Source organism: Olsenella uli DSM 7084, assembly GCF_000143845.1.
In the GTDB taxonomy this organism is placed as follows: Bacteria; Actinomycetota; Coriobacteriia; order Coriobacteriales; family Atopobiaceae; genus Olsenella; species Olsenella uli.
In genome coordinates, this window is the sequence record NC_014363.1 from 298222 (window position 1) to 316631 (window position 18410).

The following is an 18410-nucleotide window of genomic DNA, read 5'->3' on the forward strand; positions in this document are numbered from 1 at the left end:
CTATCTCTTGAGAGCCTTGCGGACGGGGGCGTAGAGTGCCTGGACGAGGATGGCATTGAAGACGCCGGTGGCAAGGATCACAGGGAGCATGGCCGCAGCGAGTTCCTGGGCGGCTCCGATCATCGCGATCTTGATGATCATGAAGATGACGCCGGAGACCACCGTGGTGACAAGGGTCCCAAGCGCGGGGACGAACTTCTCGGCGCTGCCGCGCATGCCGGCGCTCACGATGAGGGCCATGAGCATCGCGGCTGCGCCCTCGGCCGCGAAGTCGACGAAGGGCGATGTGGTGGTGATCTGGATCACTGCCGCAGAGATGAGGCCAATGACCAGGGCCTGGGTGACGTTGGGACGGATGACCAGAATGGTGAGGCAGAAGGCCGAGATGATGAACTCGGGGCTGATCATGCCACCGGAGATGCTCGAGATGGCCTTGCCTACCGTGAAGTTGAGGATGAACCCGGCCGCGAGGAGGACGGCGAGGAGGACGAGGGCGCGGACGTCGAGCTTGCCGCGGTCGGGGGAGGTGACGGTGCGGGCCTGCTGGGAGCTGGTGTTCTCGGACATGGTCTGGTTCCTTTCGTCTGGCTCACTGTGCCGTATGTGATGGGATGCGCACTGCCTGCTTGGGATGGGGCGCACGAGCACAAAGAAGAGGCTCCCGGCCAAACCGGGAGCCTCTTTACCTCGCGAAGATATGGCGCGAGAGACTCACGATCGACCGACCGCTTGCGAATCGCGCCACCACCAGTTCATGGACGTGCCTGCGTTGGCTGTGACGATGCGGTTCATCTCTGGCGCTCCTCTCGAATGATTTGTCGTGTGACGGTCTACACTTGTGTTGTGGAGGACTATACGTCCGCTGCCGCCCTCGCCGCAAGGCTCGTTGTGTAAACGCTTGGTAACGAGGGCCTGAAGGCATGGGGCAAGATCGACCATGAGGGGGTCGCGTGTGGCAACGAGGCGCGTCACCGCCTGCGGCAGCTGGTAGGGGGTGACGCCCGCGTCCACCACCGCGACGCCAAGTCGCCCGCAAGAAAGGACCCGCCATGCGCATTACTCATATCTACCACAGTGGCTTTGCCGTCGAGCTCGCCTGCTGCACACTGCTCTTCGACTGGTACACAGGCGAGCTCCCCAGGCTCCGCTACGACCTGCCGCTCGTCACGCTCGTCTCGCACGAGCACTCCGACCACTACGGACGCTGCATCTGGTCGCTGCGCGAGCAGTTCCCCAACGTGCGCTACGTGCTGGACGAGGACGTTGCGGCAGACGCCCCGGCCGATGCCCGCGTGACCGCCGTCGAGCCGCACGAGTCCTACGAGCTGCAGCTCGATGGCATGGGCAGCCTGCCCGACGCTGCCGGCGCTACCGTCCCGCTCTCCGTCGAGACCCTGGAGTCCAACGACGAGGGTGTGGCATTTCTCGTCCGTGCCTGTGGCACCTCGGCCTTCTTCTCGGGCGACCTCAACTCGTGGCAGTGGGCACGCCCGGCCGAGCAGAACGCGGCGTCCGAGAAGTTCTTCCGCACGGAGCTCTCGCGCATCGTCCCTGGCCCCGTTGACCTTGCCTTTGTCCCGCTCGACCCACGCCTTGAGGACCCGGCCGCTGGCATTGCCGCCCTTATGGACGTGGTTGGCGCCCGCGCGCTCTTCCCCATGCACTACTGGGATGCCAGCGCGGCCGCTCGCGCCCTCATGTCAGACGCTCGCCTTGCACCGTACTTGGGCATAACGCACTTTGAGGACGTCTGCGAGCTGCCAGACCCGGTCACACCCTCGGCCTGACGCCGCCCTAGGGGGCCGTCCCTCAAATCCTCCGGACACCCTCCCAGACCCACATGATGAGCGGAGCGGGAATGACCTTGCCGGCGATCCGCATGAGAAGGCCGGTGACGCAGCAGGTGGCAACGGGGTAGTTTGCGGCGTTCACGAGCATCGACCAGCGCACCACACGACGTGCTCCCAGCATGGGGAAGGGGTGGCGCACGGTCTGGCCGTTGGCCGTCCGGCGCGCGACGTCGATGAACTCGGTCTTCACCCAAAGCGGGCACACGGCGGTCACGTGGATGCCCCGCCCCCGCAGCTCAAAGCGGAGCGCTCGCGTGTAGCTTCTCACGAACGCCTTGCTTGCCGCGTACACGTTGAGCCCCGGAAGCGGCTGGAACGAGGCGCTGGACGCAACCTGGACGATGCGCCCGCCGTCTCGCATGTGCGCAAGCGCTACCTGCGTCACGTCCACCAGCGCACGGCAGTTGAGGTCGACCATGGAGTCGGCCTCGGCAAGCGTCATGTCCGCATACGTGCCAAACTTGCCAAAGCCTGCCGCGTTCACAAGGAGCCCCACCTCGAGGGAGGGGTCGTCGCACGCCTCCTCGTCGAGAATCGCCTGGAGCGTCGTTGCCGCAGACCCCTCCGTGAGGTCCAGGGGTAGCGCGCGCACGGGGGTCGAGAGCTCCTTGGCAAGCGCGTGGAGCCGCTCCTCTCGGCGCGCGATGGCCCAGATCTGGTCGAAGCTGCCATGGGCGTCCGCCCAGCGTGCGTACTCGCGGCCCAGCCCGCTCGAGGCCCCGGTTATGAGAGCTATGCGCATGCGACCTCCTTCCAATGGATCCAGCAAGCCACGTGCGCCATGATAGCGCCCACGCGCGCAGGGTTTGCTCCCATCCTGCCCTGCGTCCCAAATCCCCCCACGATGCTTGCCGCGTGCCTGGTCATCGGGTGACCCCACACGGCATCTGCATGAGGCGACCCCCGGCCGAGTCGCGGTTGGCCGGGGGTCGGGGGTGGGTGGTCCCCAAGGAGAGATGGAAGGAACGGGAGAGCTGGGGCCAGGGGGAGCGGCACCGAGAAGGGATGCGCTAGCCCACCTGGCTGGTGTTGCCCTGGATGGTCTTGATGGCGTCGACGGCCTCGGAGACCTCGCACTTGGCGAGGATGGCCTTGCCGAGCTCGCTGCCCATGTCGATGGTGATGGTGCCGTCATCGTTGACGGTCACGCCAAAGGTGATGGAGTTGCCGGAGAGCTCGTCGGTGATGGTGATGAGCCTCTCGCCGTTCTGGTCGGTCGCGGTTGCTGCGCCCATGAAGCTCACGTGGGCCATCTTCTCGGCGTTGAGGAAGAAGATGCCTGTCTTGGACCCGTCGCCGTTGCCCACGTAGTAGACGGTCTCGCCGCTTTCGGCGACGCCCATGTAGGCCTCGGTGATCTCTGAGGTGGCGATGGAGTAGGTCTTGCCGGAGCTGCCGCTCGTCGAGTTGTCGGAGGTGGTCGAATTCTGGCTCGTGGTGGTGTCGTCGGTCCTCTGCTCGGTGGAGGTCGACTCGGTGGCGACGGCGTCGGAGTCCTCGTCGGCGCCGGAGCCGCCACAGGCCGTGAGGGCGACAGGGGAGGCGAGGAGGACGAGGGCGAGGCCGACGGTGACGATGCGGTTCCTGTTGAGCATGGTGGTTCCTCTCTGCGTGCCATGGTTTCCTGTGGAGCTGTCGTGCTGCTGAAAGGAATCCTATGGGACCGCTGGTGCCCGTACATCATCCCAAAGTATTAGGGGCCGAGCCGAGAAGCGAGGGGCACACCAGGGTAGCGGGCCCTCAGGGCTGCCCCCATCTCGCATTGTCACACCAGGTGGAGACGGCGGGCTTCACTGGCAGCCTGGGCGCGCCTGCTCACGCCGAGCTTGGTGAGGATGTGGCTCACATGGGTCTTCACCGTAGGCAGCTTGATGCCCAGAAGCTCGCCGATCTCAGCGTTGCTCTTGTCCTGGCAGATGAGACGCAGCACCTGGCCCTCCGTCTTGGTGAGGGGCTCTGCCGGTCCCGAGGGCGACGACATGAAGTTGGGGTAGTGCGACGCCTGGGCGCGGGCACCCCTCACAAGACGCGCCAGCTGGTCTTCGTCCACGCCCATCTCCTTGGCGTGCCTTCGGGCCTCAGTGAGCAGCGGCAGCACGGCTGCGCCGTACAGCGTGATGGTGCGCACGTACCCATAGCGCTTTGCCTGGTCAAGCGCATCGGCAATCCATCGTCTCCAGTCGTCCTTGCCGCTGCGCCATGCGGCAATGGCCGCGAGCACGTCGTAGTGGATGCAGTCGATGACCCTGTCGCGGGACTTCACGTACTCGCTGAGCGTGGACATGAGCCGAAGCGCCTCGTCGTAGCGCGATTCCGAGATGTACACCTGGCTTACGGTCTTGTAGATGTAGCGGTTCAGGAAGTCGAGCGGCTTGGAGAAGTCCGGTGCGCTCTCCTCGAGCCACGCATGAGCGCGCTCGGTCTGCCCCAGGCGCAGCCAGGCGTGGCAGCGCAGCGCATCGAGGTTCGCAACGATCCTTTTGCGCTCGGGAATCTCGCTCTGGGCGAAGTGGCGCCTGTGGAGGTCGAGAAGCGCCAGCGCCTGACGCGCATCCCCGCAGTACATGAGGTTCCTGCACTGGATGCCAATGGCAGCAAACTCGATGGAGGGGTCACCGTTGCGCCTGATCTTGGGGAGGACGGCGTTCACCCGCGCAACGTAGGGGGTAACGTCCTCGCCCTTTTCGAACTTGCTCTCGCAGAGGGCGACCTCGATGCAGCCCACGGCGAGCCTCCCCAAGGCGCGCTCGACGAGCTTGCCGATGAGGACGCAGGTCTTCTCGTCTGTGGGGACCCAAGGGCTGAGATCGCGTCCGCCGTTGATGATGCTGGGCATGGCGCTCGTCATGGAGGGCGTGAGTTCTGGGTCGTCGCTGGCGTTCACCTTCGCGAGGGCCCCCACGGCATCCGTGAGGCTTATCAGGCGACGATGGGGGAGCGCCAGGTCGAGATAGGCGAGGTTGGCGTTGGCAACATGCCTTTCGTCTCGCGTGCGCTCCGGTGCGCTTGCGTAGTCCTTAAGCTCGGTGTACCAGCGCTCCGACCCAACGGCGTCCATGAGCATTGAGTCGAGCAAGCTCATGGTGCGCATGAGCCTGGGAGAGGCGCATATCATGCCTTCGGGAAGGTCGTGGTAGTAGTGCTCGAGCTCGCAATAGGTTCCGCTGCCGGGGTTAAGCCGTGCGTGCTCGTCTAGGATCGCAAGCATGCGCGCACCGTTCTTGGCGCGCGAGCACAGATCGAGCGCGTTTATGTAGTTGCCCTGGGCTACGTAGTAGTCTACGGCACGCTCGACCATGGGCGAGCGTGCGGCATCCTCGTAACGGCGCATGAGCTCCCACTGACAGAAGGCGCGCATGCCTGGGTTCACGTTCCAGCCTTGGCTGTCGCGCGTGACAAAGCATGTGGTGTGTTGGAGCGCGTCGAGGAGCATCTCGCCGTCGGCTTCGCCGAGCACGCTTGTGAGAAGGGACTCGTCAATCCTGTCGAAGAGCGGTATGAGCAGCATGAGCCCCTGGACCTTTGGGTCGAAGCGTCGGTTGAACTCGGACTCGAAGTAGCGCATGGCCTCGTCGGTGAGGTCCTCCTCCCACGCGTCCTCGCCGTGCAGGATGTGCGCGAGGGCGAGCGAGACCGCCAGGGGATAACGGGACGTGACGGCGGCGATGCGCTCGACCAGCCGGGGTGTGGGAGCAAGGCCGTTGGCCACCAGGAGGCGCGCTATGTCCGTGTCGGTGAAGTAGAGGTCATCGTTCGTGACGATGAGCAGGTCACCCTTGGCGAAGAAGGGCGTAAGCCATCCGGGCATGGGCGCGCGAGAGATGAAGACGAAGCGCGTGTCGCCGCATTGCGCGACCACGGACGCGAGCGCCGCGCCCTGGGAGACGGAGACGGCATCGTGGATGTTGTCCACGAGGACGGCGTCATGCCCCCGTGCCGTCTCGACGGTGACGGCAACGCCGACGTCGGTCGTCTCGGCGTTGACCTCCAGCACGTCAAGGCCTTGGAGCACGCGGTGGGCAAACTCGGTCTTGCCAAAGCCGAGGGGGGCGCAGATGAACGCGAGGCGGGTGCAGCTCCATTGCGCCCAGAGGTACTCGTCAAGCTCTAGGGGAATCTTGTTCAGCATGGGCGCTCACCGTTCCTGGAGGGCATGCGACGCGGTGACCGGCAGTGTTGGTGACGCCATCTGGACCCTCCGAATCTCCCAAGACGCATGAGACGCCCGGCCACGGATAGCTATCATGGTAGTCGTAAAGACGACTGAGCGCAGACGCAAAGCGCCCTGTGGGCGCCCCCAAGCGGGGGCACCCGGAAGGGGCGCTTCTACAGGTTAAGTGCCTCTAGCTCGGAGGCCGTGGCCTCGACGAGCTTCTCGATCTTCTTGACGTTGCCGCCAAGGACGGAGCCAAAGGAGAAGAGCCCGCCGGTCACGGTATCGAAGGCGGCATTGACGAGCTGGTCGCCGACGCCCACCATCTGGTTCTTCTGGATCAAGATCTTGTTCTTGCCCTGAACCATCACCCACACCTGGTTCTGGCGGTCGAGCGGCGGGAACACGATTACGTCCGCAAAGCCGTTCTTCACGAGCTCGGGCTTGCCTGCGGTGAACTTCTCGTCCTTGATGCGGTCGAACAGCTCCTTCTCGTTCGCGAAGCTCTGGCTGGTCCTAACGGTCTTGAGCTTGAATCCAAATGCCATGTTGGGACTCCTGTTCGTGCGAGATCTTTAGGCGCACACGGTGCCGCCCCGATTGAGCGCAGTGTGCGGGCTTGTTCGGCGAATGTCCTCATGCCAAAGTATGAGCCTCCTTTTGCCGTGGGTGTCTATCCGCTGGCAGGCGGTCTCATACCTTGGAATGAGGTTGCCATTGCGGGGTCTTCCTAGAATCTGCGCAACGTACCAAACAGCCCCGTTCCAGCGCGTGAAAGGATGTCCCATGGAAGCGATCTCGATGAGGTGCCCCAACTGCATGGGCGACGTCATCCCCTTTGACAACGGCGCCTTTGGCCGCTGCGCCAGCTGCGACAGCGTCTTCAGGCTCAGGGATGGCGAGACTGCGGGCGCCGCCACGGCTGACTTCGAGGACGGCGCTGACGACACTGACGACGCCTTCGACTTCGAGTCCTTCTTCCAGAACGCCTACGACGAGTACGTAGACGACGAGTCCGACCTCTCCGACGCCTACTTTGGCGACCGTCTGGACAGCAACCGCTCCAAGATCGACGCCGCAGTGAGGCGCTTTGACATCGATGACGACGATGCCGAGGAGGTCTACTGCGTGGTCGACACGACGATCTTTGGCAGCTGCAAGGTGGGCTTCGCCGTTACCGTATCTGGCCTCTACATGGTTGACGAGGACGGCGATTCCGCCTTCCTCGACTGGGACGACTTCGATGACTGCCGCATCGAGCGCGACGGCGGCAAGCTCATCATTGGTGGACACCCCTTCATCATGTCCACCGACGAGGCCAGGATCGTCGCCCGCGTGATGCGCGACCTCCAGGATTAGCACGGACGCCGGCAGGAAGGGAGAGGTATCACATGGCACTCATCAAGGCGGCACTTGGGGCCCTCACCGGCAACCTCGCCGACCAGTGGAAAGAGATGATCTACTGCGAGGCCCTTGACGCCGATGTCCTGTGCGTCAGGGGCCAGAAGCGTACGGGTGCACGCAGCACCAACACCAAGGGCGACGACAGCATCATCTCCAACGGATCGATCGTGGTCGTGAACTCCGGCCAGTGCATGGTCATCGTCGAGCAGGGCAAGGTCGTGGACTTCTGCGCCGAGCCGGGCGAGTACACCTACGACTCAAAGGCGGCGCCCTCCGTCTTCACGGGAGGCCTTGGCGCAGGGCTTCTCGACACGTTCAAAAACATTGGCAGGCGCTTCACGTTTGGCGGAGACACCGGACTTGACCAGCGCGTCTATTACTTCAACACCAAAGAGGTCATGGGCAATCGCTATGGCACCCCCACGCCCGTGCCCTTCCGCGTGGTCGACAACAACATAGGCCTCGACATGGACGTCTCCGTGCGCTGCAACGGCGAGTTCTCCTTCAAGGTCGCAGATCCCCTGCTCTTCTACAAGAACGTCTGCGGCAACGTGGAGGAGCCCTTCACGCGCAACATGATTGCCCCCCAGCTCCGAAGCGAGCTTCTCACGGCCCTACAGCCAGCCTTCGCGCGCATCTCCGCGATGGGCGTGCGCTATTCTGCCATCCCGGCGCACACCGAGGAGGTCTCGGCCGCGCTCTCGGACATCCTCTCCAAGAAGTGGCGCGAGGTCCGCGGCATCCAGATCGTGGCCTTTGGCGTGAACGCCATGGCAGCAGACCCGGAAGACGAGAAGGCCATCAAGGAGCTCCAGCGCACGGCGGTCATGCGAGACCCCCGCATGGCGGCGGCGAACCTCGCCTCTGCGCAGGGCGACGCCATGCGCGCTGCCGCCGGAAACGCTGCCGGTGCCTTCGTGGGCCTTGCCGGCATGAACATGGCCCAGATGGCAGGCGGCGTGAACGCCCAGGACCTCTTCCAGATGGGCGGACAGGGCGGATACCCCGATGGGCGTCCGGGCGGCCACCCGCAGGGCGGTTGGGGCACGCTGGGTGGAGGCTGCCCTGGAGCCCCCGACGGCTATCCCGGCGCATCGCAGCCCGGCGCGGAGCCGGCTGGTGCCGCAGCGCTTGAGGCGGACTCCGCCATGGCGCACGCGGCCGCTGTCCCAACGGCCGATGCCTCCGTCCCGCCGACCGAGCCTGCGCCAGAGCCTCCAGAGGCAGCTGCCGGCGGCACCTGGGCCTGCCCTACCTGCGGGACAGCCAACCGGGGCAAGTTCTGCCCCGAGTGCGGCACGCCCAAGCCCAAGCCCCGCTATCGCTGCGACAAGTGCGGCTGGGTGCCCGAGGACCAGACGCGTCCACCCAAGTTCTGCCCCGAGTGCGGCGACCGCTTTGACGAGGGCGACGTCGAGCGGTAGTGCCCGGGTTCTTCTCGGCCCATGCGGGTCGTGGGGGGCGCCCTTGCCTGGCGTGCGTCTTGTCACGGCAGGATACCGCTCATACTTCGGGATGACGCCAGTGGGGGTGGGCCGGGAGAGAATCGCCAAGGAGAGGAACTCTTTCGTCGGAACCCCTTGGATTGGAGCGGTCATGAAAGGTCATACGCCTGGGCCGCGCTGGCGAGCGACCCTCGTTGGTGCGGCACTCGCACTTGCGCTGGCGGCTATCCCCGGCACCGCCTGGGCAGTCACCACGTACTCTCCGGACAACCAGCTCACGAAGGAGGACTACGCGGCCCTGGGCCTCGCGATAGACGACTCGGTGCCCGACAACGCGGTTGGCATGGCTCCCTACGATGCGTCGTCTGAGGGCGCAACCACCACGCTCTTCTCCCATAGCGGCGTCTACGTGGCGGCCAACGGGGCAAACGCCAACAACTACACGCTGCGCAGCAAGCTCAACACCATGAGACAGTTCTACACCAAGGAAGTGAAGCCCGTATCGCCCTTCTCGCCCAAGGTCGTGCCGGCAGATCCCAAGACCTTTACGAACGTGTACGACAAATACGGAGGCATGCACGGTGCATACCCCTTCTATAAGCTCTCCAACAAGAAGCCGGACACCTACTACGGCGGCATTAAGACGTCCCCGCTGAGCGACAACACGAACGACGTCCTCAAGGATGCCACCAACAATGGCTTTGACGGCATCTATGCCACCAGCGTCGCATACGACCAGGGAAGCGGTTACAAGGACCACATCGCTGAGCTGCGCGTCTATGGGGACAATGCTTCGATGACGACGGAAGGGGGCGTCAAGATAGCGGGCGGCTTTGCCGTCAAGCTCTACGAGCTCGACGCCTCGGGCAGGCGCAGTGAGGTGGCAAGCCTCTCCCCCTCCATCGACTCGGCGGCCATAGACGAGGTCGTCGCCAAGTTCCCCCGCCTCAAGGACGCCTATCGCTCGTTCACCTACCTCGACAACGGCTATCTGCAGGAGAACGATGCGATGTTCGAGGTCCAGGCGGGAGATGTCGACAACGATGGGGTGGACGAGATCTTCGCCTATGTTGGCATTCATCACGATGTCGACGGCGTGCGGCAGGCCTGCATAGACATGTGGGACCTTCAGGGCGGCGAGTGGGTCCATAGCGAGGTGTGGGTGGACTGCGGCCAGGCGTCCCACTACGTCACCCCGTCAGGTGCCGGCCATGGAGACTGCAGCTGGCATGCCCCTGTAGTGACGATGGTCACAGGCAACTTGGACCGTGCGGGCGGAGACGAGCTTGCCGTCACCACCTCCGCGCCGTCGAACCACCAGAAGCCGAGCGACGTGGCGCGCTGCCACATCTACACCTGGGATTCCGAGAACGGCACGCTCACAGGAGTACCCGCCCTGGACGAGGAGGTGGGTGTCCCCTACATCCCCCTCTCCACGCCAGATGGCAGCGCCGCCATGGTCTCTGCGGGCTGTGCCTTTGGGACCTTTGCGACGGGCAATGGCACGACCGCCGACGCCTTCGTGATTGCGGGCTGGGACTGCGACGGCGCCTCGACGGGAAGCTACCACAACTTCAGCTATGCGTTCGTGTACTTCGACCAGCCTTCCGGCAGGTACGTGGTCAGGGGCTACGATGCGGACAGCAGGCGTCGCGCCCTTGGCCGGGACGCAAAGCGCATCATGGACTCCGCCATGGAGCATCTTGGCGATGATGAGCGCTACTTCCCCACGCTGGCTCCCTTTGCCGTTGCCTGCGCCCGCCTGCAGGGCCTTGACCAGATCTCCAGCGGGGGCATCGAGAACGACGCCGTGCTTCTGGGCGGGGACGTGTACGACTTCATGCTCTTCTCTCCCTCTGCCGCCTCCACCGAGCCCATTGGCAGCATGAGCCTCACGTCCGCCCAAGCAAACCAGAGGGGACACAAAAAGGGCAAGGACCAGGTCTGGATCGGAGACGTGCGCGTGGGTGCCGTCACGGGCGACAGCAACTACAAGGAGAGCTTCCTTGCGGTCACCGGTGTGCGCAGGGACGACGACCCAGGTGACGACGACGACTACTACTGGATGGACATCTCGCACTTCACGGCGCAGTTCTCCAAGAGCAAGTTCACGGGATACCAGACCGGCGAGGAGGGCGTCATCTGCGAGGGCGTCCGCGTGAACGACACCTACGGCACCTGGGTGAGCCTGTGCCTTCCCAACGTTGACCACAAGGGTGTACAGGTGCGCTTCAAGGCCATGGACAAGTTCTATACGGCTCCGCAGCTCCTTGCCGTAATCGAGGACTCCCCCTACTTCCAGGACCTCCAGGACGCCTACGGCTACCTCAACTACGGGGGAACCAACTTTGGCCAGGACAGCAGCAGCACCACTGGCACGGGCGTATCGGTGGAGGGTGCCGCGGGCGGCTTCATGGAGGGCACGGCCAACTTCCTCTTCGCAGCGAAGATGCGCGGCGAGCTGCAGGCCACGGTCAGCTACGACCACGAGAGCGCGAGCACGCTCTCATACGGCGCCACCTTCGAGGCGCACGCCGGCGAGGGCAACAAGGCAGTGGTCTACACCGTCCCCTTGATCTACTACCACTACGAGTACAGAGACCCGTCGGTGGACGACGACTGGCACGATACGGTGTCGTCCGTGTACCTGAAGCCCACGATCGCCATGGTGGGCGAGGAGATCTGGGATGCATCCTGCAAGAAGCTCGGCATGCCGAGACTGACAAGAACGCAGACCGAGAAGGGAATCCTGGGCAACGTCACGGGAGACCCCTCAAGCTATACCCTCGACGCGCTCACGGTGCTGCCTGGCAGCACGACAGCGTTTAGCAGCAACACGACGACAACCGTCACGAACAGCTCGGGCAGCACCGTCTCGCAGAAGATCTCGGTCGAGGAGGAGAAAAGCTCGTCGATCGGTGGTGGCGTTGCTCTGGCGTACGAGAGCGGCTGGGGCGTGGGCTTCCTGGGTAACGAGGGCCTTGCGGGCGTGTGCTTCGACGCCTCGGCGGGAGGGTCGCACATAACGTCCAATGCCACGGGCTTCGATTTCGAGGGCCTCGTGGACAACGTTCCCGAAAAGGCGGAGGGGCGTTCCTTCGATTGGCAGCTCCGGGTATGCAAGAGCGACGAGAAGATGCCGGATGACGGGACGAAGCCCTCGGACAACCAGTACTGGATCGTGGGCTATGCGGTGAGCAACGTGACCACGGACGGGGTGGGTGCCGTAAGCGGGCTTGCCGTGACGGGCACCACCGACCACTCCGTGACGCTCTCCTGGAACCCCACGCTCAAGGATGACAGCCCATACCAGTATGGAGTCGTCATGGTCGCCCAGGACGGCACGGGCGGCACCATGCACCTCGTGGACCAGGGAGCCACAAGCTATACGTGGGAAGGCCTTGTCGCCAACACGACGTACCAGTTCTACGTCGTGCCCGCCTCGGGCACCGATGAGCAAAGCGCGACGGAGGAGGGCGTGAAGTCGCCCACCGTAAGCGCCAAGGTGCTTCCGTCCGGGCATACCTTCGAGCTTGACGGCGCGAACGTCGTTGGCGCGGCGGACGCATCCTCGCGCAAGGCCACCGTTGCCGTAGGCGGGGAGCTCAAGCTTCAGGAAACGGCCCTCTACCAGCAGCCCAGTACCGACCCCAACAACACGGACGGATATGAATCGGTTGAGCCCACCTTCCATTGGTATCGCCTGAGCCCCTACAACAACACCGGCAAGGACGGTCAGGAATGGACCTTCGTGGGCAAGGGGCTAGACGTCACCTACAGGAGGGATAGGGAGACTGCCTTGTCCGAAGACAGCTTCGAGGAAGGCCCGACGCTCGCGCCGGCAGGCACGTCCTACACCTCCACGCTCACCATCCCCTCCGTTTCGGCAGAGGATGATGGCTCGATGTGGCGCTGCGACGTCTACGTGTCCGACGTGGTGGTCTACTCGCAGGTGGTCACCTTGGACGTCACGCACACGATCGTGAACTCCACGAGCAGCAGCTTCGAGGAAAAGGGCTCCGCGAGAATCCTCCCGGGACTGCTCTCCATCTTCAGGAGAGCCAACCACTCGGAGATCGTCACCATACCTGATGCCAAGCCGGATCCCGATGACGCAGGAGGCGAGGGGCAGGACGCCTCGCAGGACGACGCAAAGCAAGAGAGGGATGGAACGGGAGGTGGCAGCGAATCCGCTTCGAGGCAGCCTTCTGCTGGGGCGTCTGGCACGCCCAACACGGGCGACGCTATGCCGAGCCCAACCTCCCTCGCCCTCCTTGGCGCAGCCGGTGTGACGTCCCTTTTGTGCGCTCTGCTCCTCACAAGGCGCCGAAGCGGGTGACGGCCTTCTCCGCCACTCATGCGGCCCCTGGCTTTCGCTGGGGCCGCATCCGTTTGCGGAGCCTCGCGTTTGCAGCGACTCATACTTCGGCATGACGCAGCGAGCGGTGCCGCCCCTTAGCATGTCATGCCAGATGGGGGCTCGACGCCTTGAGCCCGGGGACACAGACCAAGGGAGCTTCAATGGATCGGAACAGCACCAACAAACCCGCTGGCAGCAGCATCCTTCGCGTGGCATCGATCATCTTGATCGTCTACGCCGTCATCACCCTCGTCTCGGGCCTGTTCATGATGATGGGCGTCTACATGGTTGCCGCTGACGCAGACGTCAACATTGCAACCGGCATTGCGGCCATCGTGGGCATCGTGGCCTTCCTTGGCGGTCTCCTCAACCTCTTCGTGGGCGTGGTGGGCTTCAGGGCCTCCAAGCGCAACGACAGGAACACACTGGCCCTTGTGCTGGGCGTCATCAGCGTGGTCTTTGGCATCTACGGCATCACCACCGCCATCGGCACCGGTGACGCGGGCTCCATCGCAAACGCCGTGGCAGGCATCATCCTGCCGGCGCTGTACCTCTATGGTGTCATCGAGACCAGAAGGCGCGTCGCCTAGCGTCGATGCCCAGTTGCGCACCCGCGGGGTCGCTCGCCTACGGTTACCCTCCGCTCCCGCATGGGGGCTAGCCGTTCCATCGTCCGTGCGGCGATAATCGGGGGAGTAAGGTCAGGACGGGGGAGAAGGGCCGGTTCCAAGGGGGAGTGTCCGATGGAGACGAGGCCGTACGTTTCGTGGGAGCTCATGAACTCGTTCCTCACCGATGCGTTCAAGGGGTATGGCGTGCCCGAAAGGGATGCTGCCATCTGTGCGGACGTGTTGCTCGAGAGCGACCGTCGCGGCATCGAGAGCCATGGCTGCAACCGCTTCAAGCCCATCTACATCGACCGCATCAAGCGCGGCACGCTCCTGCCCAAGACCAACCTCGAGGTCGTGAGGGAGACCCCCACCACCGTGGTGGCGGACGCACACGACGGCATGGGCATGGTCGCCTCGCACCGCGTGATGGAGATGCTCATCGGGAAGGCCAAGGACAGCGGCATGGCGGGCGGTGCCATCCGCAACTCCACGCACTATGGCATCGCGGGCTACTGGGCGACGATGGCGAGCAAGGAGGGAATGATCGGGCTCACGGGCACCAACGCACGTCCCTCGATAGCCCCGACCTTCGGCGTGGAGAACATGATGGGCACCAACCCGCTCACGTTCGCGCTCCCCACCGACGAGGAGTTCCCGTTCTGCATCGACTGTGCCACATCCATCGTGCAGCGTGGCAAGATCGAGTACTATGCACGAGAGGGAAGGCCCACGCCGGCAGGCATGGTCGTGGCCGAGGACGGCTCCACCGTCACGGACTCCCAGCAGATCTTGGGAATGCTGGTGGATGGCACGGCGGCGCTCGCGCCTCTGGGCGGCGGTCCCGGTGACGAGATGTGCGGCTACAAGGGCTATGGCTACGCCGCGACGGTCGAGATCCTCTCGGCCGCGCTTGCGGGCGGCCAGTTCATGAAGGCGCTCACGGGCGTGGCGCCCGACGGCTCGTCGCAGATGTACCACCTCGGGCACTTCTTCTTCGTGGTGGACCCGGACGCGTTCTGCGGGCGGGAGACCTTCCGCAAGATCGCGGGCGACATCTGCCGTGAGCTGCGTGCCTCGAACAGGGCTCCCGGTTACGAGCGTATCTTTACGGCAGGCGAGAAGGAATACCTTGCGTGGCTGGACCGCAAGGACAGGGGCGTGCCTGTCGGTGAGGCGGTGCAGAGGGAGTTCGTCCAGGTGCGAGACGAGCTGGGACTTCCGTATCGCTTCCCGTTCGAGAAGTAGGCGGCAAACCGAGGGGCAGCCAGCATGTGGCCCCCAGGCGTTCTGCGGACGCCTGGGGGCCGAGGCCCCAAGCCCAGGATCGGGCACCACGACGATCTAGCGCAGCCTGCCAGGCTCATTCCCGCAGTTCCAGCCCTTCTCCGGCGTGAACGACGTATGTCTCGAACTCCACGTCCGGCATGCATGTCACCAGGTCGTCTCGGATCCGTCCGAGCGCCTCCAGGCGATACCCGACGGACGTGTTGGCGTTGCCTTGGATGATGAAGATCGCGTTCCCCGTCTCGTCGTCGAACTTGTAGCGCTCGCCGTCGCGGACGTCGAGCCAGGCCATGATCCCCTCTGCGTCACGGTAGACGTAGTCCGTCTTGGCCACGTGCTTCTCCGTGGAGAGAATCGGGAGGAAGACGCCCTCCTCCTTGCTGACGGTGAACTCTATCCGCTCGTGAACCTTGTCGAGGTCGTGCCCGCCTATCGCCAGCAGAGAGCGCAGCGACTCCACGTTGTAGATGTCGATGATGCTGTTGATGTGCGGGATGGAACCGCGATGCTGGATGTTGCGTATGAGCGCGGGGACGGTGGGCGGGTTTCTCTTGGCGCTGCGCCCCACGCTCTGCAGCAGATCCCTGTAGCCCTGGACTACCGGGTGGTCGAGGACCTCGCTCATGTCGCAGCCCAGCGCCCAGTCCTCCATCTCCCTCTGCTTCTTCAGGAACGCATCGGGCAGGGGGGCCTTCGGGTCCACGTTTCTTGCCGTCCCGACCACAATGCTTTTGATTCCGAGCCCCGCAATGCTCTCGTTGGCTAACAGTCTCACGGCAGCTCCCTTCGCCGACGCTTCTCAATGAGCGCCATTCGGTCTTGGGACGGCGGATGTGAGGTAATGGTATCCCAAAATACTTCGAGGCTCAGGACTGTCAGGACCTGGATGGACTGGCAGACGTTTGGTCTTGTGGTCGAGAACAGCTAACCTGCCTGATCCTGGGTCGTCTGTTGGGCTGGGAGGCCCTTGCGGAGCATGGCGGCGTAGGCATCCGGATCGCCCATTATCCGCTCGCAGTGTCCGAAGCCGGTCCATACCCTGAGGGTCGCGTTGGGGTATAGCCGGGGGATCACCTTCCGAGCACGGCTGAGGTCGAAGTCCCTCTCGCCATATGCGAAGGTGCACCGGCGTTGGACGTCAGGCGAGAGGGCGGGTGGTTCCACGTTGCCACAGTCATGCACGATGTTGCGAATGCTCAGCTCGCTCATGGCGATGAGGCTCTCGGCCATGGGTCGTGCCGCCTGGGGGCCATAGAGCTCGCCCATCTTGCGGATGGCGAGCTGGGGGTTGGCGGCTGCCCTTCTGTGCTTGCTCAGGAACATTCGTCTCACCACGGCTTCCTTCGCGCGTGCCCCGACGAACATGCTCGTGCCCTCAAAGAAGAGGCGGTCGAATGTGAGGTCCGGGTACTTGAGGAGCTCGAGGAGGACGATGCCGCCAAGTGAGGCGCCAAAGCCGAGGGAGAGGTGCGTCTGCCCGTGCCCAATGAGCCAATCGCGGATCTGGTTGGCCTCCATGGCGGCCGAACGATATTCCGTGGAGGTTGCCTCTCCATGGGAGGAGAGGTCGGGAATCAGATAGTGGAGGTTGTTGCCCATCCTATCGGCTACGATGAGTCGCATGCCCTCCGCCGAGGAGAGCATGGGATGGATGAGCAGCGCCGTGGGAGCCTCGCTGCTGCTAGAAGGCGCGTATTCGTGCATCTTCATGGCGTCTCCGACCTCGTTTCCGTAGGGGTTTCTGTTTGGCTTGCCGTCATGTCCCCCACCGCCTGCAGACCTCATTCCAGTTGCCCATCCGAGCGAGGAGAGCGTCCCAAGCGGGCATGGGGAAGTCTGGGGCGAGCCCTCGTATCCGCTCGAATCCCACCTCGAGGTCACGCATCTCGTCCGGGGCATGCCTGCAGTGGTCGTCCACGCAGAGCGTCCCTATCTTTGTGCGAGCCACGATCCATACGACGGCAAGCCACATGCGGGTCTTGAGCCCTCCGTCGAGGAGCCCCTCGTTGCCTTCGGGTGCGACGGGGTGGCCGAGCCGTGCGAGGAGCGCATAGCCCTCACCCTGGGCGGCTACCATTTGGCGGAGCAGCTCGTGCGATGCCGCGCGTAGGTCGCAACCGCAGAGGTAGGAGACAAAGCACATTGGCAGCACTGCAGCGGCGTGATAGAGGAGCCAATCCTCGAAATCATGGGTCCAGTTGGGTCGATACCCGCCCGTGAACACACGGGCAAGAAGGTTCTTGTCGGAAGCCGTGGGCTCGCCATGGAGCGGTGCAACGTCGAGCCCCGTGGCACCCCATCGTACGCATTCGACATGGTCCGCCTTGCGGATGCCGGCGGTGCTTTGGAAGCCAAAGAGCACGCGCCTGGCATGTCCGTGCGACCTGAGCCGGTCGGCAAGCTCCTGGGCGCGCAGGTTGTTGCCGACAAGCACGAGCAGGTCCGCATCGATGCCCTCGAGCTGGTCGAGGGCGGCTATCTGCTGGTCCTGCCGCATGACGGAGAAGGCCACATCGAAGCGCTCGCCCTGGGGGATGCCATCGACCACATATGGGTGGTCGATGGTGGTCTTGTGCTGCACATGGTGGTGGATTACGAGTCCCCTGTCGCGGATGGTGTCACCCCACCGTCCCCGTGCGACCACGGTGACGGCGTTTCCCGCATCGCAGGCCGCGTGCGCCAGGTAACTCCCTATGACACCGATGCCGACAACGAGGACGTCCATGGGCACGCTCTCCCCAGCGAGGCGTATGCTTAATGCAGTAACATAAGGTTAACACTGATGGGATTGAAGGGGGAAGGTCATGGCGAGGGGCGAGTCCAGTCACCTTCCCTATGCGGGCGTCGGACCCCTCTACGTTGCCGCCATCATTGTGTTGACGGCAATGGGCGTGGCACTGAGCCAGCTTGGCCTCATCCCCCATACGGGCTGGCCGGTCCCGGTCGTTTTGCGTGTCGCTCTGGGCATCGTGCTGATTGCGCTTGGAATCGTGGTATGGCTCGCGGCGGTCCTCGGTGCGGGCATAGACGAAGGGATCCGCGAGAACCGCCTGGTGACCACGGGCATCTACGCGTGGGTGCGAAACCCGATCTACGTGGCCTTTGGCATGGCGTGTACGGGAGCGATCGTGATGGCGGGCAACGTCTGGCTGCTCGTCCTGCCCCTCCTGTTCTGGGCGCTCCTCACGGCGCTCATGCGGCATACCGAGGAACGTTGGCTCCTGGACCTCCATGGCAGCGAGTATCGTGCGTACTGCAAGTGCGTCAACCGCTGCATCCCCTGGCCACCATGCTGGCGCTAGG

Annotated in this window: 15 protein-coding genes; 7 read left to right on the top strand and 8 right to left on the bottom strand. The window is 64.1% G+C overall.

What is annotated here, in order from left to right:
- Nucleotides 1–567, bottom strand: a complete 567-nt coding sequence (locus tag OLSU_RS01310; RefSeq protein ID WP_013251136.1) for a hypothetical protein — start codon at nt 565–567, stop codon at nt 1–3.
- Nucleotides 568–1049: 482 nt separating this feature from the next.
- Between OLSU_RS01310 and OLSU_RS01315 the strand changes: the two genes are divergently transcribed.
- The gene (locus OLSU_RS01315) at nt 1050–1787 is read left to right on the top strand and encodes an MBL fold metallo-hydrolase (RefSeq protein WP_013251137.1); all 738 of its coding nucleotides are present in this window, start codon (nt 1050–1052) and stop codon (nt 1785–1787) included.
- A 22-nt stretch (nt 1788–1809) separates the two neighbouring features.
- On the opposite strand, the gene OLSU_RS01320 is transcribed toward OLSU_RS01315, so the two are convergent.
- The 4 genes from OLSU_RS01320 to OLSU_RS01335 form a co-directional block, all read right to left on the bottom strand.
- Nucleotides 1810–2592: an SDR family NAD(P)-dependent oxidoreductase gene (locus tag OLSU_RS01320; protein ID WP_013251138.1), complete on the bottom strand. Its 783-nt coding sequence runs from the start codon at nt 2590–2592 to the stop codon at nt 1810–1812.
- A gap of 268 nt (nt 2593–2860) precedes the next feature.
- Nucleotides 2861–3445: a hypothetical protein gene (locus tag OLSU_RS01325; protein WP_013251139.1), complete on the bottom strand. Its 585-nt coding sequence runs from the start codon at nt 3443–3445 to the stop codon at nt 2861–2863.
- Nucleotides 3446–3615: 170 nt separating this feature from the next.
- Nucleotides 3616–5979 (bottom strand): helix-turn-helix transcriptional regulator, encoded by a 2364-nt coding sequence (locus OLSU_RS01330; RefSeq protein ID WP_013251140.1) that lies wholly within the window; start codon nt 5977–5979, stop codon nt 3616–3618.
- A 197-nt stretch (nt 5980–6176) separates the two neighbouring features.
- Nucleotides 6177–6551: a hypothetical protein gene (locus OLSU_RS01335; RefSeq protein WP_013251141.1), complete on the bottom strand. Its 375-nt coding sequence runs from the start codon at nt 6549–6551 to the stop codon at nt 6177–6179.
- Between the two features lie 238 nt (nt 6552–6789).
- Here OLSU_RS01335 and OLSU_RS01340 point away from each other — a divergent pair, with 238 nt between their 5' ends.
- The 5 genes from OLSU_RS01340 to OLSU_RS01360 all read left to right on the top strand — a co-directional run bounded on the left by OLSU_RS01340 (nt 6790) and on the right by OLSU_RS01360 (nt 15068).
- Complete coding sequence (locus OLSU_RS01340) at nt 6790–7362, top strand: hypothetical protein (RefSeq protein WP_013251142.1); 573 nt, start codon at nt 6790–6792, stop codon at nt 7360–7362.
- Nucleotides 7363–7394: 32 nt separating this feature from the next.
- Nucleotides 7395–8831, top strand: coding sequence for an SPFH domain-containing protein (locus tag OLSU_RS01345; protein ID WP_013251143.1), 1437 nt, complete (start codon nt 7395–7397; stop codon nt 8829–8831).
- A gap of 172 nt (nt 8832–9003) precedes the next feature.
- On the top strand, nt 9004–13191 hold the full coding sequence (locus tag OLSU_RS01350; protein ID WP_013251144.1) for a fibronectin type III domain-containing protein: 4188 nt from the start codon (nt 9004–9006) through the stop codon (nt 13189–13191).
- A gap of 182 nt (nt 13192–13373) precedes the next feature.
- Nucleotides 13374–13802, top strand: coding sequence for a hypothetical protein (locus OLSU_RS01355; protein ID WP_013251145.1), 429 nt, complete (start codon nt 13374–13376; stop codon nt 13800–13802).
- A 153-nt stretch (nt 13803–13955) separates the two neighbouring features.
- Nucleotides 13956–15068, top strand: coding sequence for an Ldh family oxidoreductase (locus OLSU_RS01360; protein WP_013251146.1), 1113 nt, complete (start codon nt 13956–13958; stop codon nt 15066–15068).
- A 115-nt stretch (nt 15069–15183) separates the two neighbouring features.
- Here the strand turns inward: OLSU_RS01360 and OLSU_RS01365 are convergent, their stop codons facing one another.
- The 3 genes from OLSU_RS01365 to OLSU_RS01375 all read right to left on the bottom strand — a co-directional run bounded on the left by OLSU_RS01365 (nt 15184) and on the right by OLSU_RS01375 (nt 17832).
- A complete protein-coding gene (locus OLSU_RS01365) occupies nt 15184–15882 on the bottom strand; it encodes a B3/B4 domain-containing protein (RefSeq protein ID WP_013251147.1) in 699 nt (232 codons plus the stop codon).
- A 149-nt stretch (nt 15883–16031) separates the two neighbouring features.
- Nucleotides 16032–16817 (bottom strand): alpha/beta hydrolase, encoded by a 786-nt coding sequence (locus OLSU_RS01370; protein ID WP_013251148.1) that lies wholly within the window; start codon nt 16815–16817, stop codon nt 16032–16034.
- A gap of 46 nt (nt 16818–16863) precedes the next feature.
- Nucleotides 16864–17832, bottom strand: coding sequence for a ketopantoate reductase family protein (locus OLSU_RS01375; RefSeq protein ID WP_013251149.1), 969 nt, complete (start codon nt 17830–17832; stop codon nt 16864–16866).
- Nucleotides 17833–17911: 79 nt separating this feature from the next.
- Here OLSU_RS01375 and OLSU_RS01380 point away from each other — a divergent pair, with 79 nt between their 5' ends.
- Complete coding sequence (locus tag OLSU_RS01380) at nt 17912–18409, top strand: methyltransferase family protein (protein WP_013251150.1); 498 nt, start codon at nt 17912–17914, stop codon at nt 18407–18409.
- The last annotated feature ends 1 nt before the right edge of the window (nt 18410 follow it).